Source organism: Rhodopirellula halodulae, from assembly GCF_020966775.1.
GTDB classification, from domain to species: Bacteria; Planctomycetota; Planctomycetia; order Pirellulales; family Pirellulaceae; genus Rhodopirellula; species Rhodopirellula halodulae.
This window is the reverse complement of record NZ_JAJKFV010000010.1, coordinates 67,027-91,438: the sequence shown is the minus strand read 5'-3', so window position 1 is coordinate 91,438 and position 24,412 is coordinate 67,027. Positions and strand designations below refer to the sequence as shown.

Annotated in this window: 18 protein-coding genes; 10 read left to right on the top strand and 8 right to left on the bottom strand. The window is 57.9% G+C overall.

Going from position 1 to position 24,412, the window contains the following annotated elements; genetic code table 11:
* Positions 1-27 precede the first annotated feature (27 nt).
* Genes LOC70_RS07940 through LOC70_RS07925 form a run of 4 tightly spaced genes read right to left on the bottom strand, consistent with a single transcriptional unit; the run spans position 28 to position 6,642 of the window.
* The gene (locus LOC70_RS07940) at positions 28-2,157 is read right to left on the bottom strand and encodes a peptidase M50 (RefSeq protein ID WP_230253073.1); all 2,130 of its coding nucleotides are present in this window, start codon (positions 2,155-2,157) and stop codon (positions 28-30) included.
* On the bottom strand, positions 2,154-3,248 hold the full coding sequence (locus LOC70_RS07935) for an HlyD family secretion protein (RefSeq protein ID WP_230253072.1): 1,095 nt from the start codon (positions 3,246-3,248) through the stop codon (positions 2,154-2,156). The genes LOC70_RS07940 and LOC70_RS07935 overlap by 4 nt, the downstream gene beginning before the upstream one ends.
* Positions 3,248-5,386: an HlyD family efflux transporter periplasmic adaptor subunit gene (locus LOC70_RS07930; RefSeq protein WP_230253071.1), complete on the bottom strand. Its 2,139-nt coding sequence runs from the start codon at positions 5,384-5,386 to the stop codon at positions 3,248-3,250. The genes LOC70_RS07935 and LOC70_RS07930 overlap by 1 nt, the downstream gene beginning before the upstream one ends.
* 44 nt (positions 5,387-5,430) lie before the next feature.
* Positions 5,431-6,642: a peptidase MA family metallohydrolase gene (locus LOC70_RS07925; RefSeq protein ID WP_230253070.1), complete on the bottom strand. Its 1,212-nt coding sequence runs from the start codon at positions 6,640-6,642 to the stop codon at positions 5,431-5,433.
* A 203-nt stretch (positions 6,643-6,845) separates the two neighbouring features.
* Here LOC70_RS07925 and LOC70_RS07920 point away from each other — a divergent pair, with 203 nt between their 5' ends.
* The 3 genes from LOC70_RS07920 (at position 6,846) to LOC70_RS07910 (ending at position 10,806) form a co-directional block, all read left to right on the top strand.
* Entirely contained in the window at positions 6,846-7,313 is a 468-nt protein-coding gene (locus LOC70_RS07920; RefSeq protein ID WP_230253069.1) for a flagellar hook assembly protein FlgD, read from the top strand.
* A gap of 74 nt (positions 7,314-7,387) precedes the next feature.
* Positions 7,388-9,823: a flagellar hook-basal body complex protein gene (locus tag LOC70_RS07915; protein WP_230253068.1), complete on the top strand. Its 2,436-nt coding sequence runs from the start codon at positions 7,388-7,390 to the stop codon at positions 9,821-9,823.
* The gene (locus tag LOC70_RS07910; RefSeq protein ID WP_230253067.1) at positions 9,823-10,806 is read left to right on the top strand and encodes an antibiotic resistance protein VanZ; all 984 of its coding nucleotides are present in this window, start codon (positions 9,823-9,825) and stop codon (positions 10,804-10,806) included. The genes LOC70_RS07915 and LOC70_RS07910 overlap by 1 nt, the downstream gene beginning before the upstream one ends.
* Positions 10,807-10,841: 35 nt before the next feature.
* Here the strand turns inward: LOC70_RS07910 and LOC70_RS07905 are convergent, their stop codons facing one another.
* The gene (locus LOC70_RS07905) at positions 10,842-12,323 is read right to left on the bottom strand and encodes a DUF1501 domain-containing protein (RefSeq protein ID WP_230253066.1); all 1,482 of its coding nucleotides are present in this window, start codon (positions 12,321-12,323) and stop codon (positions 10,842-10,844) included.
* Positions 12,320-15,145, bottom strand: a complete 2,826-nt coding sequence (locus LOC70_RS07900; protein ID WP_230253065.1) for a PSD1 and planctomycete cytochrome C domain-containing protein — start codon at positions 15,143-15,145, stop codon at positions 12,320-12,322. Before LOC70_RS07900 ends, LOC70_RS07905 begins: the two co-directional genes overlap by 4 nt.
* A 108-nt stretch (positions 15,146-15,253) precedes the next feature.
* Between LOC70_RS07900 and LOC70_RS07895 the strand changes: the two genes are divergently transcribed.
* A complete protein-coding gene (locus LOC70_RS07895) occupies positions 15,254-16,309 on the top strand; it encodes a 3-deoxy-7-phosphoheptulonate synthase (RefSeq protein ID WP_230253064.1) in 1,056 nt (351 codons plus the stop codon).
* 73 nt (positions 16,310-16,382) lie between these two features.
* Here LOC70_RS07895 and LOC70_RS07890 read toward each other — a convergent pair whose 3' ends face one another.
* Positions 16,383-17,135, bottom strand: a complete 753-nt coding sequence (locus tag LOC70_RS07890; protein WP_230253063.1) for a sensor histidine kinase — start codon at positions 17,133-17,135, stop codon at positions 16,383-16,385.
* Positions 17,132-17,506: an STAS domain-containing protein gene (locus LOC70_RS07885; protein ID WP_230253062.1), complete on the bottom strand. Its 375-nt coding sequence runs from the start codon at positions 17,504-17,506 to the stop codon at positions 17,132-17,134. The genes LOC70_RS07890 and LOC70_RS07885 overlap by 4 nt, the downstream gene beginning before the upstream one ends.
* A gap of 273 nt (positions 17,507-17,779) precedes the next feature.
* On the opposite strand from LOC70_RS07885, the gene LOC70_RS07880 reads away from it, so the two are divergent.
* From LOC70_RS07880 to LOC70_RS07855, 6 genes are all read left to right on the top strand, one after another.
* Positions 17,780-19,063 (top strand): flagellar motor switch protein FliG, encoded by a 1,284-nt coding sequence (locus tag LOC70_RS07880; protein WP_230253061.1) that lies wholly within the window; start codon positions 17,780-17,782, stop codon positions 19,061-19,063.
* A 2-nt stretch (positions 19,064-19,065) separates the two neighbouring features.
* On the top strand, positions 19,066-19,938 hold the full coding sequence (locus LOC70_RS07875; protein WP_230253060.1) for a FliH/SctL family protein: 873 nt from the start codon (positions 19,066-19,068) through the stop codon (positions 19,936-19,938).
* Positions 19,935-21,341, top strand: coding sequence for a FliI/YscN family ATPase (locus LOC70_RS07870; RefSeq protein ID WP_230253059.1), 1,407 nt, complete (start codon positions 19,935-19,937; stop codon positions 21,339-21,341). The genes LOC70_RS07875 and LOC70_RS07870 overlap by 4 nt, the downstream gene beginning before the upstream one ends.
* Before the next feature lie 129 nt (positions 21,342-21,470).
* Positions 21,471-21,965 (top strand): flagellar export protein FliJ, encoded by a 495-nt coding sequence (gene fliJ / locus LOC70_RS07865; RefSeq protein ID WP_230253058.1) that lies wholly within the window; start codon positions 21,471-21,473, stop codon positions 21,963-21,965.
* Positions 21,962-22,612 carry a hypothetical protein gene (locus LOC70_RS07860; RefSeq protein ID WP_230253057.1) on the top strand — a complete coding sequence of 217 codons (651 nt, stop codon included), beginning with the start codon at positions 21,962-21,964 and terminating at the stop codon, positions 22,610-22,612. The genes fliJ and LOC70_RS07860 overlap by 4 nt, the downstream gene beginning before the upstream one ends.
* Before the next feature lie 93 nt (positions 22,613-22,705).
* The gene (locus LOC70_RS07855; RefSeq protein ID WP_230253056.1) at positions 22,706-24,334 is read left to right on the top strand and encodes a flagellar hook-length control protein FliK; all 1,629 of its coding nucleotides are present in this window, start codon (positions 22,706-22,708) and stop codon (positions 24,332-24,334) included.
* The last annotated feature ends 78 nt before the right edge of the window (positions 24,335-24,412 follow it).

Sequence of the window (24,412 nt, the reverse complement as noted above, 5' to 3'; positions counted from 1 at the left end):
TGGACGCGGGACGAATCAGATCCCCACTCAACGCTCCAATGAACGTTTCAAATCTTTCCAAAGGGGACGCGAAGGCAAACGTAGAACCGCTTGGCAACTGGCTCCGTCCCAGCGTAGCAAGCGGTCGAGTTCTCGATCAGTGGCCCCCGGCGAATTCACGAACGACAGATCGCAAACCGCCTCATAGTTCTGTGGGCCTTCACCGTGTGGAGCACGTCCTACCTGAGACTGCGTCATATGCGATTTGTCACCTACCAATTCAGTTTGCACGGGAGAAACATCACGCACGCGAGTCTCCACCTTCTCGCCTGGCATGGACGAAAGCGTCAAACAAACTTTTGCATCGGGTCCAATCCATTGACGATCTTCGGCGTCGATCGGCAGCACCACCTCCAACGCGGACGAACGAGCAATCCGGCACCAAGGCCGCGAATCGTCTGCCGGTTGCCCCTCGTGAGGGCTCAACGCAAACGGGTCACTCATCCGCCAATCGCTCTCGGCGGGCTTTGTCGGATTTACTTGTGTCGGTCGCAAAACAATTCCGGCATGAGGACTGGTTCGGATCAACTCCGATCGCCGTTCTTGCAATTCGTTTCGTGTCGTTTCCAAAGATGTCGTCGCCGTTTCCAACGCGTCCCAATCCGCTGGCGACTGCCCCGTCTTGAGAGACACCAAACGTGTCGCTTCCACCCGCCGCTGCAGCACGCGTTGTTTGCCAACGGTGGCCGCCAATTGACGCTCGAGATCCAGGTCAGTCACTTTCGCGAGCGTTTGACCTTCTTCGACGAATTCGCCAACTCGAATTTCAACCGATTCGATCCTGCCTGTTCTGGGCAAATAAACCGCGGAAGTCTCCTTCGCACGCAAGGTTCCCTCAACGTGACGATAGCGAGGTGTCGGAATGGTCAAACATCCCACCACGAACGCGATGACCAAAGCCAGCAAACAAAACCGTCGGCCGCGTGCAATCCCATTCCAATCATTCGTTCCCCGCAGCAAATGACGCAGGCTGCCAAACCAACGCGTCGCAACACCGAGAGAGGCGATCACCATCCCCGCGAACATAATCCGCCACAGCCCCCAACCATCTGCCCAGCTCAACAACCACCCCGCAATGGCCAAGGTGATCGAGACGCGATAGATCTTTGACGAAAGGTGATACAACGTCATCGACCAAGTACGCATGCCAAGACGCCACCATCGAGCCATCGGTGACATCAAACACAGACGCCAAGCCCGACGAGCCTCGCCTCGCAGATTCGCTGTGTCCAACAAATCACTCAGGATGAAGTAGCCGTCGTATCGCATCAACGGATTGGCATTGAAGAGGATCGTGCTCACTCCACAAACCAACACCACATTCATCGCGGTCATCTTCACATCATGGGATGGTGCTAACCACCAAACCCACAACGCGACCACGGCAATCAACCACTCAACCCAAATCCCCGCCGCCATCACGGCCGCACGGCGTGCCGACGTCGGTTGGCGCCAAACATCCGTCACATCGACATACGGGCAAGGCATGAAACACAGCCACCAAATCCCCAAAACGCCACAACGCGATCCCAGTCGACGGCACAACACAGCGTGCCCCAACTCGTGAGCCGCTTTTGTGAACACAAACGTCAGTGCCATGGCGACCGGCTTCAGTTCCAATAAATACGTCTGCAACGCAGGAACCGCCCCCACCCATTGCTGCCAACGGACCATCCAAAACACGACAGACACGATGATGACCCAACACCACAACATCATTGCCATGGGTGAAAACACGATGCCACTGATCGGAGCCAATCGTTTGGCAAAGGGATCCATGGAACCGATCGGCGTCCGGAAAGAGAGCAACGAGAACCGAGCCTCCGAGGCAACCCGCCGCGATGAACTCGCGGATCGTCGCAACCATCCCGCCGCACGAGCTTCGTTCCACATGGCATCGGAATTGGCGGCCACATCCGACCGCTCGCCTCGTTCGGCGGCGGTCAGTTTTTGCCACACTCGCCGTGACGTCCTGGCAAATCGCCCGGCGATGTCATCTAAAACAACCAACCCACGTCCATCCGGCAACGGCATGACACGCAGATCCCGCCTCAGCGAACCCGCCGTGGATTCACGAGGCGTTCCCGTCAACGTTGCTGCGTGACCATCGCGATTCATCGCATCATTCCGCGGCTTGATGACGACTCATCCCAATTCAATCGCCAAGCCATCTCGGCTCGCGAACGATAAATGCGCATCGAGACTTTCGCGCCGGGTAGCAATTGCCAATGATGATCCACGCGGTGTCCTGATCCCGGAACGATGGCTGATTCCGGTGGCACAGTGCCATCGTGACCTTGGCGTCGGTTCACCACCTCGGCATGCAAGCGAAATCGGTTGCCTGGCAAACGCTTCGGATCCACCGAAGTGACTTTCCCGGTCAGCGTCTTTGCGGTGCCATCGGATTCGCTTCCCCAATGCACGGTGACCGGCAAACCAATGCACGTTGCCGGTGAAAGCTCGTCCGCATTCACCAACGCGTGCAGCGTCAATTCGCCAACACTTGCGATGGTCACCCAAGGCTGCCCTTTCGCGATCCATTCCCCGGGTTGTTGGTGCACGGTCAGAACCACACCATCCAACGGACTGACACATGCCAACTGAGATAGTTCATCATCAATCAACGCCAGATCCGCGGCTGCGAGTTGTGTGTCAATCTCGGCCTGCCGAATGTGTTTCTTCGTTCGGGTGACCTCTAGCTTGGCACGTTCCACCGCCAATCGCATTCGGCGAAGTTGGTTCACAGCCACCGTGCCACTGTATTTCTGCTCGGTGGCTTGACTGGCTTCGAGTTCCGCTTCCGCTTCTTCCAATGACGTTTGAGCGAACTTCAATTCCAAGTCATCTTCCGTGATTAACTTGGCCGATTCGAAACGCAATAAAGCCGCTCGTCGGCGAATCGTCAGCGACTGAGCGTCCAAACGCCCCAAGACTTCTCCGCGACGAACGAACTGATTCATCTGCACGTTTAGCTGGTCCACCGCGCCGCTTTGCAGCGCCGGCACATCCACCTGCTCGCGAAAATCGACCACCACGTCGTCGACTTCCACCACGTTGGTTTCGACTTTGCCGGACGAGGCTTCGTCCGCGACCACCTTCTGCTCGATCGCGATGCAGGCGGTCGCGACGCAAGCCAACGCGACAACGAGTATGAGTGAATCGCCATGGTATTTTCGCAAACCGAGTCGCATTGTGTTTCGCTGAGACATCAGAAGTAGCCTCCCCATTGCACTTGGCACCAATGAACGAAGTCCTGCACCAACATCCAACCGAGCGGTGTTTGACCGCAGTGCAGCGTCACGCGAGCCGGCACCTCCGAAAGCGGTTGGTCTCCCAATTCGGGAGGCTGATCCAACGCCAGCCTCATCACCACGGAAGGCGTTCCGTCGCTCGGATCCGGAACAATCGGCCCGAAACGCTGGGCGGTCCCGGTCATCTCCAACTGGCTCGACCAAGTCGTGCCCACTTCGGCGGTTAGCCGATCGGTTTGCAGTGCCGAATCGACCGACTGCAACCGGGTTTGAGGTATCCGGGCATCCACGACCCAGTCGGTCTTTTCCGCAATAATGCTGAGCAGAGGATCTCCGCGACGCAGTGGCCGATTGGCCAAACGTTCATTCAATCGCCACGCATCGACGCGTCCTGAGTTTTCCGCACGCACGACCAACTGTTCTTTCGATTGCCGAATCAACTCCAGTTGCTGATGAATCGAATCAATCTCTTCATCCAATTCGCGACCGTCACTCGCACGGGTTTCATCCGCGGACGCCGAATTTGCCATCAACGTTTGATTGAATTGCTCACGTTGCCTTATCAGAACAGCTCGGCGGCCCAGCAATTGGGTTTCTTGTTCTTGCAAGTCGGTCGAGACAAGAGTGGCCAGCAAATCACCTTGCTGCACGGTTTGTCCGTGCTGAACGTGCAGTGCCTTCACCACCGCGTCGCTTGCCGCGTGATAGGTGTCCAATTTCAGCGGTCGAATGACGCCGGAAACCGGAACCAGCATTGGCACGGGCAGACACAGCAATACGCTGGCCAAGATCGCGATCACTCCCCCAAACAGCAACCTTCGGATCCGACTGACACGAAGCATTCGCGGAGTATTTGGCGCAGATTGTGATGGCGTTCCGCCAGCATGCATGCCAGCAGAAGGTTCGTTCCATTCTGGCTGAACGAGCAAACGCGAGAACCAACGGCCACCGGGAATGGATTCCACTCGGCGAGCCGCCGTCCAGGCGGAAGAGCCTCCGGACAGCAAGCGACAGAGCGTTCCCCAGTAAACCTCGTCTGACAAAGCGGTTTGCGAAGAGGTTCGATACCCGATCAATCGCCACTGCGAATGAGGATGCAACGCCACCACAAACGAAGGCCCCTCTGGTTGCGACGTGCTTTCGTCTTCTTGGCCCGCATCAGAGACACGTTCGGCCATCCAAACACCATGTTGAGGCTGCAAGTCTTTCTGTGCGGCGTGTCGAATCTTCTCTGCGGCGTCACCATGTTGATCAATCCGGTCCACATGACTCACCGCCACCAACTTTGGCTTCCCACCATCCATTTGACACAGGGCAACTCGATCCAGTTGCAACAACTCGGCCGTCATATCCACCCAAGCGGTTTGAATGGAGCGAGTGGAGGTCATTCGGTGCAGTCGTTCAACCGCCGCATCAACGCGATTGGTGGCATCCAACAGTTGTGTAAGCTTTCGCAACTGTCGCGTGCGAAGAAATTCGCCAGCCAAGTCCGCCATCTGAGCCAGGAAACGAAGGCTTCCTCGTTGGCTCGCCGCGGTCCCACCATCTTCGAGGAAAACTTCGATCAATCCTTCAGGCAACTTTGACGACGGATCAATCCGAATCGGAACGATGGCCGCCGGATAGGGCAAAGGATTGGCCGGAACGTCTGGTTGCCGCGCGTCGGGAGTGGACGGCACCACCACCGGGACACCATCGTCAGCCACTTCGCTGAGCAAACACTGATGAACCGCAACGGCTTCGTCCACCAAGGCGACATCAGTGACACGTCCCAATCGACATTCCGCCGAGTAGTCGTTCGCACTTGAGCTTTCTTGGTCGGGTCGGGTCCAAATCACAACGCCATGCCCGGCCATGGCTCGCAGCACTCGATCCGCCAGGAAGCGAAGGTACTCGGCGCGTTGTCTTGGTTGATGCGATGCGGCGGCGACCTCGCGGACAATCTGCGTGATCTCTTGCCGAGCCTGATCCACCAGATGGGCAGAAGAGCCGCCGGTGAACGGGCCGCGCGTATGTGGACCGGTCCCGGTGGTTTCCGCGGTTGCGGGCCCACCAGGTGCAAAGACAAACGGTTCACTCGACGCGGCGGCTGTCATCCAACCTCTATCAATGGTGTATCGCTATTTCGCGGTGCGATGAATCATCGCCATCGACTCCCGCCCCAAGATCCGCTGGACTCACCCTGCGGCGTGGAAACGGAATAGCGACCGCTGGATTTGACCGAAGGCGGCATCCAACGTGGCGAGGATTCGGACGTTGAGGTTCGAACGCTTGGACCATGCTCCGCGGCCATGGCTGCGGATGCAGCTTGAGCCGTCGCGTTGGTCATCGACGAACCAGGCCCCGCGGGAATGGTCTCGACGTCGGATGTGGCGTCTTTTCGATTGAGTTGCCGCACGTACCAAGACGACGACTCGCTGGCGGCCGCGAGTGCCGTTGCGGGAGCCACCCGCGTTTCGCGATTTGGATTGGTTGGCGCCGGTGCGTTCGAAGGACCGGTGGCACTTGCCAAAGCGATCTGTGTGTTGCCTGCCTGTCCACGAGGTGAGCGTTTCGCGAATTGTGCGACGGGGCCGCTGCCCGCTTCCACCCATGCCAACCAGTACTCTTGAAGCTCGGCCAGCGAATCATATCCGTAATGCTGTTGCACGTGTTTGGTCCACGAGCCACGTTGCATGTAGTCGCCGAGAAACTGAATGAACGTCTCGGGGCCTTGTTGTTCGATCAAGAAACGACAAACCGAGTAGCCTTGGGCGTACATCGGCAACACATCCGAAGGATACTCCGTCAGTAAGAACAAACGGTTCATCGCGATGCCACGTCGGGTCGACAAAAACTCGCGAAGCTTGGCTTCGTGTTTGGCTTTTTCTGAATCGTGTTCCACGGTCGTGCAAATGCCCTCATCCGCCCAACGTGGAAGCGGCCGACCGAAGTGCGTCGCCAAGACCGTGTGGGTGACTTCGTGAGGCAGCACGCTATCGAGAATTCGCTCGGGCGTTCCGACGACTTCCATTTGGAAATCACGAACGGGCGCGGGGTTGTACGTGGTCACTCCCTGAGCTGGCAAATTTCCCGCCACCACGCGAACGGGGCAGGGCGTTGGCCAAGGCGGCAATTTGCTGCCGGTCCAATAGCTGGCCAAGTCATCACGGTATTTTTCGGCTGCGTCTCCCACGGCTTTCGCAAGCTGAGCCGAGGGGGCTTCGATGATGAAGTTCCGAGTTCGATAGTTGGCGGCATTTGCTTGCAAAGCGAATACAGCCACCAAAGCAAAGACACCGCACGACACCCCGATTTGCTTGCAAAGTGTGATGGGTGCAGAAACAGACTGCCGGACGTTTTTGGCTTCCATGCCGTAGGCCTCCGTGCCGTTGGGAACTTCGATGGAGCGGACCTCGAATCATTCTTGGTCGCGTTCGGGCGAGTGTAGGGAAGCCACGAGTTCGCCGAAAGGCAGAAATGGACTCGCGTTGAATTCCCCAAAATTGCTATCGCAACGTGAACCGCGGCGTGGATGCACGCCGGCGGAACGCCACTCACACGGATCATTGCGCTATGTCCTCCGCCAGCCAACCCACCACGTCCAGCTCGCTCGCCAACGCGAATTTCTCTTCCAGTGAAAAAGCGGGCCAAATCAGCGGCGGAACCAATGACGGATACAATTCGCTCGACACGGACAGTTTTTTGAAGCTGTTGATCAACGAGCTTCAGAACCAGGATCCGCTGGACCCCGTCGACAACGCTCAAATGGTCCAACAGATCGGTCAAATCCGCGAGATCGGTGCGACGGACGAACTGACCGAAACGCTGGGCAATCTGTCCAACAGCCAGCAATTGGTGACCGCCAGCGGTTTGATCGGCCGCACCGTCACCGGCTTGGCCGACGACCAAACCAACACCACGGGAGTCGTTGACAAGATCACCGTTGAAACAAATGAGGACAACGAAACACGTTCTGTCAAAGTTCACGTGGGTCAGAAGACGATGCAAATAGAGAACATACGTGAAATTCAAACTGAGTAAAGTTTGACGGTTATACCGGTCGATCCTCAGTGTGAGCTCACGATGCAACCTAAACACTGTGGAGACGACCACCGATGGGACTTCAATCAGCACTGACGACGGCCCTGACCGGACTGAGTGCCGCTGAAACACAGATCGATGTGATCGGTAACAACCTGGCCAACGCTCAAACGGTCGGGTTCAAGTCGTCGGACGCGGTGTTTGCCACGCAGTTTTTGCAAACGCTATCGCTGGGTGCCGGCCCTTCCGCCAACAACGGTGGTACGAACCCACGACAAATCGGTCTGGGTGTTCAAGTCGCTGAAATCGCGGCCAACCACAACCAGGGCACCATCGAAATCAGCAGCAGCAGTAGTGACCTGGCCATCCAAGGCGACGGGTTCTTCCAAGTCGAAGCTGCCGACGGCGAGAAGCTTTACACCCGAAACGGGATTTTCAAACTCAACAGTGACGCGGAATTGGTCAACGCGACCGGTCAGCGTTTGTTGGGTTACGGCATCGACGAGCAGTTTCGATTGCAGACTTCGGAACTCGTTCCCTTGTCCGTGCCCCTGGGAACCAAGACCGTTGCCAAGGCGACCGAGAACGTTTCTTTCGAGGGCACATTGACCCCGGAAGGCGACGTGGCCACGGCGGCTCAGGTCATCGAAAGCCTGCACCTGGGCGACAGCCAAGTTCCTCAACCGGACGCCACCGGAGTATCGATCGAAACCGCACCCATCGCTGACTCGGTTACCGTGAGCGGAACGGTCGGCGCAGGTTCGCTCGCTGCCGGCACGTACCAGTATCGTTTCTCTCTGGTCGATGCCAGTGGCAATGAAAGCGCGCCCAGCTCGGCTCGTTCGTTCAACGTGGGCGCAAACGGCAATGTCGACTTCAGCAACTTGCCGGCGGATCCCACCGGCGGTGATTACCCGACGGTCAACATCTATCGCACCGGCCCCAATGGTTCGGACTTTGAGTTCCTGGCTTCCGCGGCTGCGGGCGGCACCTACAACGACGACGGTTCGGTGCCACTGTCGGGAACCCCACTGAACGAAGACACCCTGACGGGCAACTACACCTACATGATCACCTATTACAGCTCAGGTGATCCGGAAAGCCGCCCCAGTTCGTTCTTGGGTCCCAAGAGCGTGGTCGACGGACGCATCACACTCAGCGATTTCCCCACGCCACCCACGCCGCCGGCCGGCGGTGGTTTTCCCGCGTACGACTCCATCCGAATCTATCGCAACCTCGCGGGTGACCAAAACAACTTTTACTTGGTCGGCGAAGTGGCCCCCGGTGACACCTTCACCGACTCCGCCACCGACGCGGACATCTCGGATCTGACCGATCCCTCCAATCAACTGTTGGACATGAACGGTCCCGCCGTGAACTCCAACACGTTGCTGACAGACGTGCTGAAACGCGACGGGCTCACCTACGAAAACGTCTTCAGCGAAGGCACGCTGAGCTACACCGGACGCAAAGGCGGACGGACGCTCGGCACCAAAGAGCTGGAGATCACCGACACGACCACCATGCAGGACTTGCTGGATTTCTTGTCCGACGCATCGGGCATCCAGACATCGCAAGTCGACTCGGCCAACCCCATCCCGCGTTCGGACAACAACATCGAAGGCGAAACCGGCGACTTGGTGGCAGGTGCCTACATCCAAGACGGCCGCATTCGCTTGGTTTCCAATAATGGGGAAGCCAACGCCGTGGACATCGAACTGTCGGCCTTCCGTTTGGAAGACGAATTCGGTCAAGTCACCACGCCCAACTTGGCGTTTGGTACCCAACAAGAGGCCATCGGACAAAGTGCTTCCAGCGACTTCGTCGTTTATGACTCGCTGGGTGTGCCCATCAACGTTCGGGTTTCCGCGACACTGGAAAGTCGCACCGACCAAGCCACCATCTATCGTTGGTACGCCGACAGTCCTGACAACAGCGTTCCCGGCAGCACCGACATCACCGTCGGAACGGGCTTGATCCAGTTCGACGGAAACGGCAACTTCGTGACGGCCACGGAAGAAACCATTTCGATCAACCGGCAAGGCATCCCCAGCGTCTCGCCGTTGCAATTCGAGATGGACTTTTCGCTGGTGTCTGGTTTGGCAACGGAAGAAGCCACGCTGGCCGCCACCCAACAAGACGGTAGTGAACCCGGGGTGCTCAACAGCTTCATCGTGGGTGAAGACGGAACCCTGCGAGGCGTTTTCAGCAACGGTATTTCTCGCGACTTGGGCCAATTGCAGTTGGCACGTTTCGCCAACCCCGCTGGTTTGGAAGCTCGCGGTTTGAACCTGTATGCCGAAGGCGTCAACACGGGTCTGCCCGTCACCGGCCAACCCGGTGAAAACGGGATCGGAACCGTGATCGGTGGTGCGTTGGAATTGTCCAACACGGACATCGGCAAAGACTTGGTGGAACTCGTTCTGGCCAGCACCCAGTACCGGGGCAACAGCCGAGTGATCACCACCACTCAGCAATTGATCGACGAACTTCTCAACCTTCGACGATAGTGAGTGAACGCCGATCATCGCGACTGATCTGGCTCGCGCTGCCTGGATGTTTCCTGGTGGCGTTGACCGGGCTGTTTGTCCCCATGCCCTTTCATGGACGCATGCCGGGCGCGATCGGCGACATGGCACACGCCCCACTTTTCGCGGGACTGACGTTGTTGACGTTGGTGTTGCTCCAAACCCTGCGACCGTTGGTCACGGGCTCATTTCCATGGCGACGCCGGATTCTTCTGACGGTCGTATCGTTGTTTGCCCTGGGTGTTTTGGTCGAAATGGTCCAAGGCATGATTGGTCGATCGGCCGCCGTTCACGACGCCATCTCAAACGGGCTGGGCATCATTGCCGCGGCGGCATGGTTCATCGCTGGTGGGCTCGAATCATCGAAGGCTCGTCGAGCCCTCCAATTGCTGGGCGTCTTGTTGCTGACCAGCAGTTGGATTGGCCCGCTTCAAGTCATCCGCGATTGTTTCCGCGTTCATTCTGAGTTTCCAAGGATTGCGTCTTTCGAAACACGCATGGAAATCACGCGTTGGCACTTCAATCGTTGTCGCCGCTCGCAAACCACCGAGGACGTGACCGACGGCAAGTTTGCTCTGCGTTGGCTGCCTCAAGACGCACCGCACCCGGCCATGACGTTGTTGGAAGTCGCCCCGGATTGGACGTCGGTTGACACGTTGGAACTCGACTTGGTCCTCCGTTTGAAAACGCCGGTTCCTGATCCCGATCGCACTTGGGAAATCATCGTGAAGGTGATGGACGAGAATCACCAGGACTACCACAACGATGTGGCCAAACACTACGTGACACTTCGAGCGAACGAACCGCAACACGTCGTGTTTCCATCCAGCGAAATGCTCAACGGCCCCAACGACAGACAACTTGATCTCTCTCGTATCAAGATGGTGAGTTTGTTGATCGATCGTCCGGGGCCCGGCGTCGAAGTGATGGTGGATCACATCCACGCGACACTTCAAAGCGATTGAGACAATCAGGCTGTTGTCTAACTCGCGATCAACCATCAGGCGAGGATGTCGCGGATCACGTGACCGTAGTCACGTTCCAAACGAACACGGCCCGGCACCGAAAGACTCCTTGGATCGACTCCAAGCTGATTCAAGATCGTCGCGTGAATGTCCGTGACGTAGTGTCGATCTTCGACCGCGTGAAAGCCAAGCTCATCGGTTGCCCCATGAGCCATTCCACCACGCACGCCACCGCCTGACATCCAGACGGAAAAGCCGTACGGATGATGATCACGACCATCGCCGTGTTGTGATCCCGGCGTACGACCAAACTCCGTCGCCCAAACCACCAACGTCTCGTCCAACAATCCGCGTTGTTTCAAATCCTTGAGCAATGCCGCGATGGGTTGATCCGTTTGCTCGCACAACCGCGTGTGGTTTTTCTTCAATCCTTTGTGGCTATCCCACTGGCCCGCGCCGCCATTGCTGCCGTGGTACACCTGAACGAAACGGACACCACGCTCCACCAAGCGTCGAGCCGTCAACATTTGTTTGCCAAACGCGGCGGTCGATTTCTTTTCCAAACCATACATGCGATGGGTCGTCTCGGTTTCTTGATCGAGGTCCACCACATCCGGCACGGCGGTTTGCATCTTCGCCGCCAGCTCATACGATTGGATCCGAGCGGCCAAAGCCGCGTCATTCGGATAGCGTTGGGCCGTCATCGCGTTGAGCTTGCCCAGCAATTCAAACTTGGCCGTTTGCTCTTCCCAAAACACGTCTTTGGGAGGCAACGCGTAGGGCATCGGTTGTTTCGACTCGATGTCCAGCGGAACACCGTCAAACTGTGGCCCCAAGTAATTGGCTCGATGACATTCGCGGCCGCCGCAACAATCCGCCACCGGTTTTCCCATCACCACAAACTCGGGCAGATTGTCGTTCAGCGTCCCAAGTGCATAGTTCGCCCAAGAACCAATCGTGGGGAAGAAACCATCGACACGGTGACGCCCGGTATGGAATTGCAGTTGCGCCCCGTGATTGCTGTCTTCCGTCCACATCGATCGAATCAGACAAAGATCGTCGGCACATCCACCCACGTGCGGGAACCAATCGCTGATCTCCAACCCGCTTTCACCTCGTTTGCGATAGCCCACCTGCAGCGGATAGATCTCGTTGCGAATGAAACCGTTGTTCGGATCAAACGCGACCACCCGTTCGTTCTCCAGATAGGGTGACGACAACACGTCCGCGTGTGGTGTTTCCTGAACCGTTTTGCCCGCGTACTGATTCAGCGCTGGTTTTGGGTCGAACGATTCGACGTGGCTGGTCCCCCCAATCATGAACAACCAAATCACGTTCTTCGCTTTGGCCGGCCGATGTATCACTTGTGGTTCCGAGCCTGCCGCCTCGCGAGCCATCATCGCGGTCGCGGCAACGCCACCAAACCCCATCCCCATCTCCGACAAAAACGCTCGCCGATTCGCGAAACGGGGCTGGGGTGGGTTGGAACCCGTGATGATTGAATCAAATCGTTTCATCGGATCGTCACAAAATCATTGTGGTTGAGCAGGACGTGCACCAAGCTTTCCTTGGCACGTTGATCGGGATCGCCGGATGCCTTCACGGCGGCTTCGGTTCCACCGGGACTCGGCGTGAGCGAATCGGCCTCACGGCGCAACAAAGTTTGCTGATGCAAGAATTCAACGCATGCATCGAGTTCCTGTTCCCTGGCCGGTCTCGAGAGCACTGTTTCAAACGCGGTTTGGATGAAGTCCTTCGGACTCGGGTTGCCAAGTTGTGCCTGCAGATTCCTCGCCAACGTTCGCGAAGCGGACAGAGCCAAATCACTGTTGGCCAACGCCAATGCCTGTTGAGGCACCACGCTCTCGCTGCGTCGGTAGCAATCGTTTGGGTTCGCCGCATCAAACAACACCAACATGGTGTTCTGCTTCTCGTAGGCGTGTTGCAAATAAACACTGCGTCGATAAACGCGTTCGCCGTCTGCAAATGGAGTCTCCGGTCCGCCGCGATCCTCCCGCAGCAAACCAGCGACGTGCAGCAACGCGTCCCGAACTGCCTCGGCTTCCAATCGCCGCGGAACCGCACGCCAAAACGTTTCGTTGTCGGGATCCGCTTTTTGCGCGACATCCCAAGCGTTTCCCTGACCACTGGAGGCTCGCCGATAGGCTCGCGAATTCAGGATCATTCGGTGCAAATGCTTCCAACTCCAACCGTTCCGCATCCACTCCACCGCCAAATGATCCAGCACCTCGATCTGCAGGGGCCGCGGAGACCGCAATCCGAAATCGAAGGTGTTTTCAACGATTGGTTTGCCAAAGTAATGCGACCACACATGGTTCACGGCCACGCGAGCCGTCAATGGATTGCTGGGGTCCACGATCCACTCCGCCAAAGCCAAGCGACGACCGCTGCTGGTGGTCGGATAACGTTCGCTGAGCTTGGTGTAGTCACCGTCGCTCGACACCAACGCCTGTTTCGCTTCATCGCGTTTCTTCCGAGCGTCATCGTGTGACTTCTCGAGCGATGCGACTTCTTTAGTCTTTGCTTCTTCCGTTTCGAACGTCTTGTCTAAGACCAAGTCAAGCTTCTGCTGTGTCTCGCTGAGTTGAAGTTCAGTCTCCGCTAGACGGGCCAGTCGTTCCGCGGCAGCGGCTGCTTGTGCCAACTCCGACTGTCCCGGCCGTTCATGGAGAACGGCCCACTCCGCTGTCCAACGTGATTGAAGGGCGGTCAACTGAGACTGGGCCAACGCGAGACGCTCAAACGCGATCTGTTTCTGTGACTCATCCACGTCCTTCGACGAAACAGCCGTCTCGTAGGCTTTCGTCGCCGCATCGATCTTCTTCTGTGCCGCCCGAACCTGGCGGTCTTGCACTTCCTTTCGTAACTTCGGAAAAGCCGCTTCGCGAGGAACAGAAACCGGCACGGGTTTCAAAGGTCGTTGAAACAAAGACGGCAAAGCGGCTTGCAGTGGGTTGTCCTTGTCAGGCGTCTTTTCATTGCCGGCCACATACAGATACGTTTCCGCATCCAAGTCAGCGTCGTAAGCACGCGGCAAACCGTCTTTCTTGATGCTCGGTTCTCCGGAAACCAAATCCGTTCGAATGCGATGCGGTTCGTAGATCGCTCGGAACTGGTAGTAATCCGTCTGGGCGATCGGATCGTATTTGTGGTCGTGGCAACGGGCGCAGTTCAGCGTCAAACCCAGGAACGCTTTGGCCGTGTGCTCCACGCTCGCGTCCAACCAGATATCGCGGTTGCTCTTGTGAAAGTTCCTCGCCAAGAACCCGGTGGCGGCCAACACGTCTTGATCCAACGGAGCAATCTCATCGCCCGCGATCATTTCGCGAATCATTTGGTCGTAGCCTTTGTCCTCCGCCAACGACTGGATGATCCAATCTCGCCATCGCCAGATATGCCGCGCACTTCCGCGCAGCGCGTCTTTGTAGCCGTCCCAATCGCTGTACCGCCAAACGTCCATCCAGTGCCGAGCCCAACGTTCAGAGTACGCGGGATGCTCCAACAAACGATCCACCAACTGAGGCCAAGCATCCGGAGCATCGTCCGCGAGATAGCGATCGACTTCCTCTTTCGTCGGTGGCAAACCCAACACATCGAGATACAGACGCCGAACAAGCGTCCGAGCATCAGCCAGGGCAGCGGGCTCAATTCCGCGAATCGCCCACTGCTGGGCCAGCAGCTCGTCCAGCTTTGATTCACAGAATTCGTTCGGTGCATGACTCGGATCAGAAGCCACCTTCGCAAAAGAGGCCACCGTCTTGGCCGGCGGTTGGTAAGCCCAATGATTCGCCGGGTCATCCGGGATGGCTTCATCGTCTGGATAGACCGCTCCTTCAGCGATCCATCGCGACAGCAAATCGACTTGCTGCGAAGTCAGCTTCTCGCCTTCCCCTTCCGGCGGCATTCGCTCGTGAGGGTCGTCGGCGATCACACGAGCGAGAAGGACGCTGCCCGATGGGTCCTGCACGTCAACCATGCCGGACTCATGAATCAAGACACCGGCATCCAATCGCAGGTCGGCTTCTTGTTTCAACGCTCCATGGCACGGGGCACACTTCTCACTCAGCAGAGGCTGAATCTGCTCGGCGTAGTCCACAGCCAATGCGGTGGTGGCGACACACCACAACGGCGCGGCCAACGTCATCCAACGTGGCAACTGAAACATGGCGAGGCGGGGGTGGGCAGGCGGGAGGTGGGAAGCGGAGCGGGCATTTCGCGGCTCCACCAAGACCAAGTATAGACCACCCGCGACATCAGGTGGGTCGGTGCTTCGCAGCTCAACAAATTCCAACCTTTCGCGAACCAGCCAAGGCCGCATCGGTTCAATGATTCGTGCCCGAGCGGCCGATACAAAGGCTCGTTCCAATCTTTTGGAATTCAATTACGATACGGCCTCCATCCTCGTCCCCCGACCCACTGCAAGCTCATGATCCGCACCGATGACCTTCGTATCGGCGCCATCAAAAACCTGATGTCACCCCAAGAGTTGCTGACCGAAATTCCCGCCAGCGACGAAGTTTCGCAAACCGTCGCCGATGGACGAGCCGCGATCCAAAATGTGTTGCAGAAAAAGGACGATCGCTTGCTGGTGATCGTCGGACCGTGCTCGATCCACGATCCAGACTCCGCTCGCGAATACGCGGAAAAATTGGCGGTCCAGCAAAAGAAACATGCCGAGGACCTGCTGATCGTGATGCGGGTCTACTTCGAAAAACCTCGCACCACCGTCGGATGGAAGGGTCTGATCAACGACCCCAAACTCGACGATAGCTTCGAAATCAACTACGGCCTGCGAACCGCTCGCAAGCTTCTCAGTGACATCAACGCGATGGGCTTGCCGACCGGCACGGAATTCCTGGATCTGATCAGCCCGCAATACGTCGCTGACTTGGTCGGCTGGGGTGCCATCGGTGCTCGCACGACCGAGAGCCAGGGGCACCGGGAATTGGCGTCCGGGCTGTCTTGCCCCGTCGGATTCAAGAACGGCACTAGCGGCAACGTCCAAATCGCGGTCGATGCGATTTGCTCGGCCCGTCGTCCACACCATTTCTTGTCCGTCACCAAAGAAGGCACCTCCGCCATTTTCGCGACCACGGGGAATCCTGACTGCCACATCATCCTGCGTGGTGGCAAGTACACGAACTACGACGCCGCCAGCATCGACATGGCGTCAGAGCTGCTCGAAAAAGCTGACTTGCCACCGCGGATCATGGTTGATTGCAGCCACGCCAACAGTCGCAAAATCTTCAAACGACAATCCTATGTTTGTCGCGACATCTGCGCTCAGGTTTCCGAAGGCGATGATCGCATCATGGGCGTGATGATCGAAAGCAACCTGCTGGAAGGCAATCAAAAACTGAGCGCCGAACCGTTGGTCAAAGGTCTGAGCGTTACCGATGCGTGCGTCGGTTGGGACACAACCGAACAATTGCTGGGCGACCTTGGCCAAGCCGTCATCGAGCGACGTCAAACCAACAAGTAACGGCCGGCGTTTGGTTCACCGAGGGCAACTACGGTGAATCAAATTGGCTGTTGAATCAGATCCATCGGCCGCATCAAATCGAGCTACCGGATCGCGAAAGGCTCACTTGGGTTCCGGCACCGGACGACTGATTCGATTGAACTGTTGGATTCGATTGAACTTTCAAACACAGTCCAGCGTCTTCGGCACGCTGCCGCATCAGACGCATCCCATGCGATTGGTCGGGAACGCCGTCCGTATCGAAGCCAGAACCGTCGTCGCGGATTTGAATCTCCCATCCGCCGTCTTGCGCCATGAAATCGATGGTCACCTGGGAGGCGTTGGCATGGCGCACGACGTTGCGAACCGCTTCGCAAACAATGCGATAAACCGCGATCGTTTCGGATTCCGCCCAAGACCACTGCGAGCTTTCTGCCAGCCCATTCCAGTGCGTTTGCAAAGCGATCGACGTCGGTGACGACAACACAACGCCGTCCAAGAAATCCTTCGCCGCATGCAACGGGCCGCGGCTGAAGTCATCCGGCAAGACCGCGACTTGCATGATTCGACGGGCGATTTCGCGAGCTTGATCAATCCACTGCGCCGCCGGCTGCAACTCCGATTCGAGCTCCGGATGTTTGCGTTTTAGTGCCGCGATGGATCCGGCGGCGGCGAAGAGATATGGCAGCAGATCATCGTGCAACTCGCCCGCAATCGCGGCCCGTTCAGCTTCGGCTCGTTCAGCCTCAGCCCGCTCCGCCTCAGTTCGCTGGGCGTCAGCTTGTTGCGATCCGGTGAGGGCGTCCGGATCGCGGCCTCGGGAGTTGGCCCCATCGGCGGATGTCATTTCTTGCCGCCGAACCAGCCCTTCTTGTCAAAGCTCGCCACGGCAACTTCCTGATCGCCCTGGATATCGATCAGTTTGCCCAAGTTCACAATGCGGAAGACTTCCATTACCAACGGTGAAACGTTGCAGAACTTGAGAGCCACGCCTTGCGCTTTGCAGCTCTTGTTCAGCAAGATCAGCTTGTTGATCATCGCGGACGACATGAATGCCAACCCGGAGAAATCGATCAGCATCTTTTTGTGAATCGCCTGTGGAACGATTTCTTGCATTTCGCGGCCAACGGTTTCAATCCGCTGGGCGTCACGAAGGGCGGTGTCGGTGAATCCAACGATCAATACTTCACCCTGCATTTGCTCGGTGATGGCTGACATGTGCGTGCTCGGGTCGACAAGAGGAAATACAGGACACGTCGTGGATGAAAAGCACCACCCACGGAATGATTCGTGAGAAACCGGCCCGCCATGCTCGCTGGAGGTGGGTGGATGGCCGGTGACCAACGGGTGCAAGTTTAGCGGGCTGGGGGGATCGAGACAATTCGGCCTTCACTTGGACCGCCGTGTTTCACTATGACCAGAGTGGGCAGGATGGCTTTCGAAGCTCACACGTTTTCTGCCCCCGTTTGTCTCCGTCCACCAGGGGTCCTCGTGGCTGCCGCCTCTCCACGCATTGACGATGAAGCTCGCCGCGCCGCTTCGTTGCGACGTGTGGCGATTGTTCTGAAGAATTTGCCGCGTCCCGTCGCCGCGAAATTGTTGGGCGAATTGCCGGTCGAGTCTCAACAACGGCTGCAATATGAAGTCGCCGCCCTGGACGACGTGGATCCGCTCGAACACAAGCGCGCGCTGGAATCCTTTGCCGGAACCATGCGTCGCAGCGGTTCGCTTCGCCCCAGCCCCCCGACCAAGAATGACTCGGTCGATGAAATTGTGTTCAGTCGCACCGCCGTCCAAACACATTCTCCCGGTCCCCCATCGAATCCGAGCCATTCGGCCGCCGTCCCCACCACCAGCCCAGCCACCTCGTCCTTTGGATTCCTCGATTCCATCAGCGACGACGATGTGCGTGGACTGCTACAAAGCGAGCACCCCCAAACGATCGCGGTCGTCATGGCGTCGATCGATCCACGTCGAGCCGCCTCGATCCTGCCGCATTTTCCACCCCGAGAACGTCAGGACATCCTCAGTCGAATCGGCCGCTTGCAAGAGTTCCCCGATTCGATGATCGAGGATTTGGCCAGCACCTTCCGCGACAAAGCCCAAACGCTGATCGCGAAATCGAAGTCCAATCCGCTGCAAGATTTGATCGACGCCTACGCACCCACCGAAGGCTGGGATCCGGCACAAGCCGCACGCCATGTCCCGGTCGAAGCCGCCGCCGTGTCACCGCGATTGAAAGCCATCTTGTCGGAAATGCCTCCCGCCGGAGTCGCCAATCCCAACGCTGCACCGGCGTCCCCGTCCCACGCGGCACAACCACCCGCGACGATTCCGCACCCCAATCTTGCCGCGATGAACTCCGGTCAATCGGCGGTCGATTCCGTTCACGCGACGCCCTCGCCGCAACCACCTGCGTCACACAACGACGGTCCAGCGACCGCGACAGCCGCCAACTCGGCACCAGCGAACTCAAGTGCCAACTCTGGTTTGTCGACGGACGACATCCATCAACGACTCGTGAAAATGAAACCGCGTTTGTTGTGCGAAGCACTTGGTCGCGTTCCGACTCGCACGGCCATGCTGTGTTTGTGCGGTCTGCCCAACAAAGTCGCCGATGCTGCCATCAACGTGCTGCCGCGAGCCCAGGCGGCTCAGGTTCGAACACAACTGGCCAACGTGGGTTCCATGGAACTTCGTGAAATCGACGATGCAAAAGAGGCCGTGGTGATCGCAGCTTCCTCTGACAACTCTTCCCGAGCGATGGCGGCCTGACCATGGCTTCGATTCTGAAATTCAACTCGGGCGGCGATTCCAAAAAGAGTGCCGATTTAGCAGCGCTGGCCAGGGACGACTCTCTGCCACCAACGCAAGCTGGCAAATCCACCCGCGTCCCCGCCGAACAAGTCGACCGCGCGACAGAAGGCGATTCGTCCACAGGAGACGTTGTCGGAAAGAAACCTGGTGGGCTTTCTGGCTTGGCTGATTTCAACCTGAGCGACCTGGCCGAAAAAGGACGGGAAGAACTCCGGCAAGCTCGTGAGCAAGCACGGCAGTTGCTCGCCGACGCCGAAAAGCAAGCCGCTGAAATGAAACAAGCCGCCGAGGCTCGCGGCTACGAGGACGGTGTGCAAAAGGCATCGCAGGACATCGAAACCAAGATCGCACAACTTGCCGAAGCCAAAACCAAATCGCAGTTGCAAGCCTTGCAGATTGCCAGCACCAAGATGCACGCGCAGTTTGACCAATGGATGCAGCAGTACGCGGAAGTTCTGACTGAAACCGCCATCGCAGCGACCGAACGATTGGTCCGAGCCAACTTGAACGAGCTTCCGGTCCCGACGTCGCTCAAAGAAGCCGGCTATGAAGAGAGCCCGCATCAACAACACCTGCTGGTGCGTTGGGCCAGCGAAGCTTTGCACAGCACACGCTCGGCGGGTCGATTGGTTTTGGCGGTTCACCCTGATTTGTTGGCGGAGCTTGGCCAACGGTTCGACGAACTGCTTGCCAGTCCCGATTTGCCGGAAGAGTCCTGCGTGATTCCGGATGAAACACTTCCCGTCGGCGAGGTCGTCGTGCGACAGGAAGGCGGCGAGATCCGCGCCGGATTGCAGGCTCAACTGGAGCGACTGCGCGAGGAGATCCTATGACCTTGCCCGCCGTTCCCCAATTGCATCCACCTCGTCTACCCGATCCCGAAACGATTCGTCATTCGCTCGGGTCTTTGGTGCTTTCACAAGTCCGAGGACGTGTCGCATCGGTCACGGGAGACGCGGTCACGGTCCAAGGCATGACGGCTCCGCTGGGTGCCATTTGCGAACTAATGCCACCCGACGCGAAACCGACGCTGGCGCGAGTGATCGGCTTTGATGACACACGTCCCATTTTGGCTCCCATGGAAGCCATCTCGGCGCTCGCGGCCGGCGACCGAGTGCGACTGGTTTCCAGATCACTGACGCTTCGTGTGGGCGACTCTCTTTGCGGCCGCGTGATTGATGCGTTTGGCCGTCCCATCGACGGTCAACCACTCAGCGACGATCTGATTCGAGTCAGCGCCTCACGCTCGGCTCCGGATTCGCTGGATCGCCCACCGATTGATGAACCGCTGCAAACCGGCGTCCGTGCGATCGATTCGTTGCTCACCTGCGGCGTGGGGCAGCGGTTGGGCATCTTTGCTGGCTCCGGTGTTGGCAAGAGCACGCTGTTGGGCATGCTCACGCGAGGCACCACCGCCGACCGAATCGTGATCGCAATGGTTGGCGAACGAGGCCGCGAAGTCCAAGAATTCATGCAGCGTGCTCTGGGAGCCGAAGGCCTGAAACGCAGCGTCGTGGTTGTCGCCACCAGCGACAAACCTGCGGCTCAACGTTTGTCCGCCGCTTGGACCGCGACCGCCATTGCCGAACAATTTCGCGACGAAGGTCATCGCGTTCTGCTCCTAGTCGACAGCGTCACTCGTTTCGCGATGGCTCAGCGTGAGTTGGGTCTCGCCGCAGGAGAACCACCGACCACGCGAGGCTATCCGCCCAGCGTCTTCAACATGTTGCCGCAATTGGTGGAACGTGCTGGCCGTACATCCAAAGGCTCGATCACCGCGTTCTACACCGTGCTGGTGGAAGGCGACGATAACAACGAACCCATCGCGGACACCGTCCGAGGTTTGCTGGACGGGCACATCGTGCTCAACCGGAAACTTGCTCACCGAGGTCACTACCCGCCCATCGACATTCCCGAAAGTGTCAGCCGGGTCGCGAACCATTTGGTCGCACGTGAGGTTTACCAAGCCATGCTCGGCATTCGCGAGCAAATGGTGCAGTACCAATCCAGCGAAGACCTGATCTCCATCGGTGCTTATCGTGCCGGCAGCGACCCACGCATCGACACCGCAATCGCACTGCGTGACCCGATCAATGATTTGTTGCGACAAGACGCCAACGAGATCACTCCCATCACGGATTCGCAAGCACGATTGCAGAAGCTGCATCAAGCCGCCACCGCCGCACTCGCACAACTCAACGCTCCCCAACCGCAGCAACCAACCAATAACCCGTAACACCGATCGACTGACCGAACTGCCCCCCGTCATGCTGACACCCCCTGCCTGACGCCACGTATTGGTTGGCTCTCACCCCCGTAGGTCCGGTTCCACCGGACGCATTCCTACCACCTCTCTTTCATCCCCATGCGTCCTTTCCGTTTTCGTTTCGACTCGCTGCTGGATCTTCGCGCCCGTGAGCGTGATGAGGCGGGTGCCGAAGTGGGCAAGGCGGAAGAGGCCATTCAAAAAATCAACGATCAGATCACCGACATCGATCGGCAACGCGAAGCGATTCGCACCGAGAAACACCAAACGCTGCAACAAGCCAACGTTTCTGTTGATCAAATGCTCCACCAGGGACGCTACGACGTGCAATTGCACGCGGATCAGGTGTCACTGCGTCAAACCCTCACGCAACTGCACGAAGAGCTCAACAAACGCCGCGACAAATTGATCTTGGCCGAGGCCGAAGTGAAACGTTTGGAACGACTTCGTGAAACTCAATTGGCCGAACACCGGATGCTCGTTGCGAAACAGGAACAAGCCGAAGCGGACGACCTGACCTCCGCGCGTGTGCTGCTTCGCCGCCGAGCCATTGCCTCCCAAAATGCTGCTGACTCCAAGGAGACTCAACGATGAGATTCTTGATGCGACTGTTCGCCATGATGAGCACGGCCACCTGCGTGACCTTGCTGATCCTGATGGGTTACTTCGCTTCGCGAGGCACGTTGAACGCCAGCACGCTGACCAAAGTCATTGCGTTGATGAACGGGATCGACATCACCGGCAATCAATTGCGCCAGATCATGCAAGAAAGCGAAGATCGCGAGCAGCCGGACTTCGATGAAATCCTGGACGCGCGTCGACGCGATGGATTGGACAGTGACATCCGCATGCGCAGCTTGAAAGAGGCCAAGAACGACATCGCTTTGCAAATGGCCGAATTGAAGCTTCAACGGGAACGTTTCGATGAACGTCGATCGTCGTTCGACCGCAGTTTGGACGAAATTCGAAAAGGAGCTCAAGACGAAGGACTGCAAGAAGTGCAGCGCACTTTGCAGGCACTTGAGGCAGAACAGGCAAAAGAGCAGCTTTTGCGAATGTACGATGACGATGAAATCGATGACGTTGTCAGTATCATTCAAGCTATGCCGATCGATAAACGAAAAGATATCTTGGCAGAGTTTGCGACTCCGGAAGAAATGGACAAGCTCTACGAGATCCTACGCCGCATCGGCGAGGGAATGCCAACGACCGGACTCATCGACGAAGCTCGCGGTGGGTGATTGAAGTCAAGGCCGTCCCACCAGGATCCCGATGATCACGGTGGGGGGACCGCGATGACGACGACACGACCAGTCCAATCAAGGACCGAGGCATTGGCCTCAACCAATACGACGGACCAACGCAAGCATTCCGCGTTGGCCGCTCTCAGCACATCTTCTGGAAATTCCAACCCGGCGATCGCGGCTGGCTTTGCGGAATCCGCATCCGGTCTGAGTGACCCGTTCGCGGAGATCTTCGCTCGCATCGCGGCCAGCGAACCAGTCGCCGCCGCGGACCCCGTCGCCGCTCCAGAAGAAATCGAGCGAGAAGAATCCGTCCGTGCGGAATCCAGCGACGACACGGAAGAACAAGACACAGAAGAGTCCACCACCGTTGCGGCGGTCGTTGTCGGAAACGAACAAGTAACCGACACGCTGGAAACTCAAACCGAGGTGATCTCGGAAGCGGAATCCGAAGGCCAAGAAGAAACCTCTTATTCACCGCAGGCCATTGAGTGGAATGAAAGCGATGCGGTGGGCGAAGAAACCGAGTCTGCCGGCGAGCTGGAAGTGATCTCGGAAGAGGAAACATCCATCGCTCAACCAACGACGGAACCACAAGCGGTTGATGCCAACGAAGGCGTCGTGCACGAAGAAGTCGCCGTGGCTGCCCAGAGCGATACAAGACAACGCCAGAACGAAAAATCATCTGAGGCGGTTGTGGAAGACGAAGCCTTCGCTGAATCAACCATCACCGCGGCCGAAGAATCAACCGCTTCCAGTGGGGAAGTTGAATCGTCGGAAGCTAACACGACCGATGATCAGCCCGGCGACGACGCGGCGCATGACATTCGTCGGACCGAGCGTCGCCGATATTCCGATTCGTCACCTTCGCAGAACAACACCCCGGCGGGATCGCAAGCTTCCAGCCCGACCGCCCAGACGAGCGGATTTTCAATCGCCCCGGAACTGGTCAAGTCAGCCGAATCCAGCGAGTCGATCGATCCATCACAGTTCGAACAGGCAATCGAATCCGCCGTGACAAAGTCCGCAACGCCGGCAAGCCAAGCGGTCAACGCCACCTCCGCGGTTGCGGCTGCCGCGCGAGCCGCCACCGGGTCGTCCGCCGCAGCGAGCTCAACCACCGCGGCATCGGCAACGACTGATCCAACGACGCCGGTGACCGGAACCGAAGCCACCATCGCGAAGACGAAGGACGCACAACAGACCGGCACCAAATCCTCCGGTGTGGACCAGAACTCAGCCGTGGCACGAGCCAAGCTGGTGCAACGCGTCAGTCGCGGTTTTCAGTCGCTGGGCACCAACGGCGGCCACATTCGCATGCGGCTCTCGCCGGTTGAACTCGGCTCGGTACGCCTGGAAGTGCACATCCAAGACAACACGCTCCGCGGACGGATGGTGACCGAATCGGAAGCCGCCAGCCAAGTGCTGCGTGAACGATTGCCACAACTGCGATCTCAATTGGAATCACAAGGCATGCGGTTGGAGTCCATCGAAATCACAACTGACGCTGGAGGCGGCAGCGACTTCGACAGTTCACAATCGTTCTCTGGCGGAGACGCTAACGCCGATCGCGAACATTTTCAGCATCGAGAGGCGAATCGCTCGAAAGACTTTGGACGACGCCAACGAGCCGAAACCGCTCCGCTTGAGAACACGCCCGTCGCAGCAGCCGCCGTCGGATGGAATTCGTCCACCACGGGCGTTGATGTCAGGGCCTAATCCATCAGGGCCTAATCCATCAGGGCCTATTTCATCAGGTCGAATTCAGCGATTGAGCTGAACGCGCGAGCGCATGAA

What these genes read in the sequence shown, in the direction of transcription:
- LOC70_RS07940 (WP_230253073.1), bottom strand. Translation starts at nt 2,157, where the DNA reads ATGAATCGCGATGGTCACGCAGCAACGTTGACGGGAACGCCTCGTGAA.
- LOC70_RS07935 (WP_230253072.1), bottom strand. Translation starts at nt 3,248, where the DNA reads ATGTCTCAGCGAAACACAATGCGACTCGGTTTGCGAAAATACCATGGC.
- LOC70_RS07930 (WP_230253071.1), bottom strand. Translation starts at nt 5,386, where the DNA reads ATGACAGCCGCCGCGTCGAGTGAACCGTTTGTCTTTGCACCTGGTGGG.
- LOC70_RS07925 (WP_230253070.1), bottom strand. Translation starts at nt 6,642, where the DNA reads ATGGAAGCCAAAAACGTCCGGCAGTCTGTTTCTGCACCCATCACACTT.
- LOC70_RS07920 (WP_230253069.1), top strand. Translation starts at nt 6,846, where the DNA reads ATGTCCTCCGCCAGCCAACCCACCACGTCCAGCTCGCTCGCCAACGCG.
- LOC70_RS07915 (WP_230253068.1), top strand. Translation starts at nt 7,388, where the DNA reads ATGGGACTTCAATCAGCACTGACGACGGCCCTGACCGGACTGAGTGCC.
- LOC70_RS07905 (WP_230253066.1), bottom strand. Translation starts at nt 12,323, where the DNA reads ATGAAACGATTTGATTCAATCATCACGGGTTCCAACCCACCCCAGCCC.
- LOC70_RS07900 (WP_230253065.1), bottom strand. Translation starts at nt 15,145, where the DNA reads ATGCGGCCTTGGCTGGTTCGCGAAAGGTTGGAATTTGTTGAGCTGCGA.
- LOC70_RS07895 (WP_230253064.1), top strand. Translation starts at nt 15,254, where the DNA reads ATGATCCGCACCGATGACCTTCGTATCGGCGCCATCAAAAACCTGATG.
- LOC70_RS07890 (WP_230253063.1), bottom strand. Translation starts at nt 17,135, where the DNA reads ATGACATCCGCCGATGGGGCCAACTCCCGAGGCCGCGATCCGGACGCC.
- LOC70_RS07885 (WP_230253062.1), bottom strand. Translation starts at nt 17,506, where the DNA reads ATGTCAGCCATCACCGAGCAAATGCAGGGTGAAGTATTGATCGTTGGA.
- LOC70_RS07875 (WP_230253060.1), top strand. Translation starts at nt 19,066, where the DNA reads ATGGCTTCGATTCTGAAATTCAACTCGGGCGGCGATTCCAAAAAGAGT.
- LOC70_RS07870 (WP_230253059.1), top strand. Translation starts at nt 19,935, where the DNA reads ATGACCTTGCCCGCCGTTCCCCAATTGCATCCACCTCGTCTACCCGAT.
- fliJ (WP_230253058.1), top strand. Translation starts at nt 21,471, where the DNA reads ATGCGTCCTTTCCGTTTTCGTTTCGACTCGCTGCTGGATCTTCGCGCC.
- LOC70_RS07860 (WP_230253057.1), top strand. Translation starts at nt 21,962, where the DNA reads ATGAGATTCTTGATGCGACTGTTCGCCATGATGAGCACGGCCACCTGC.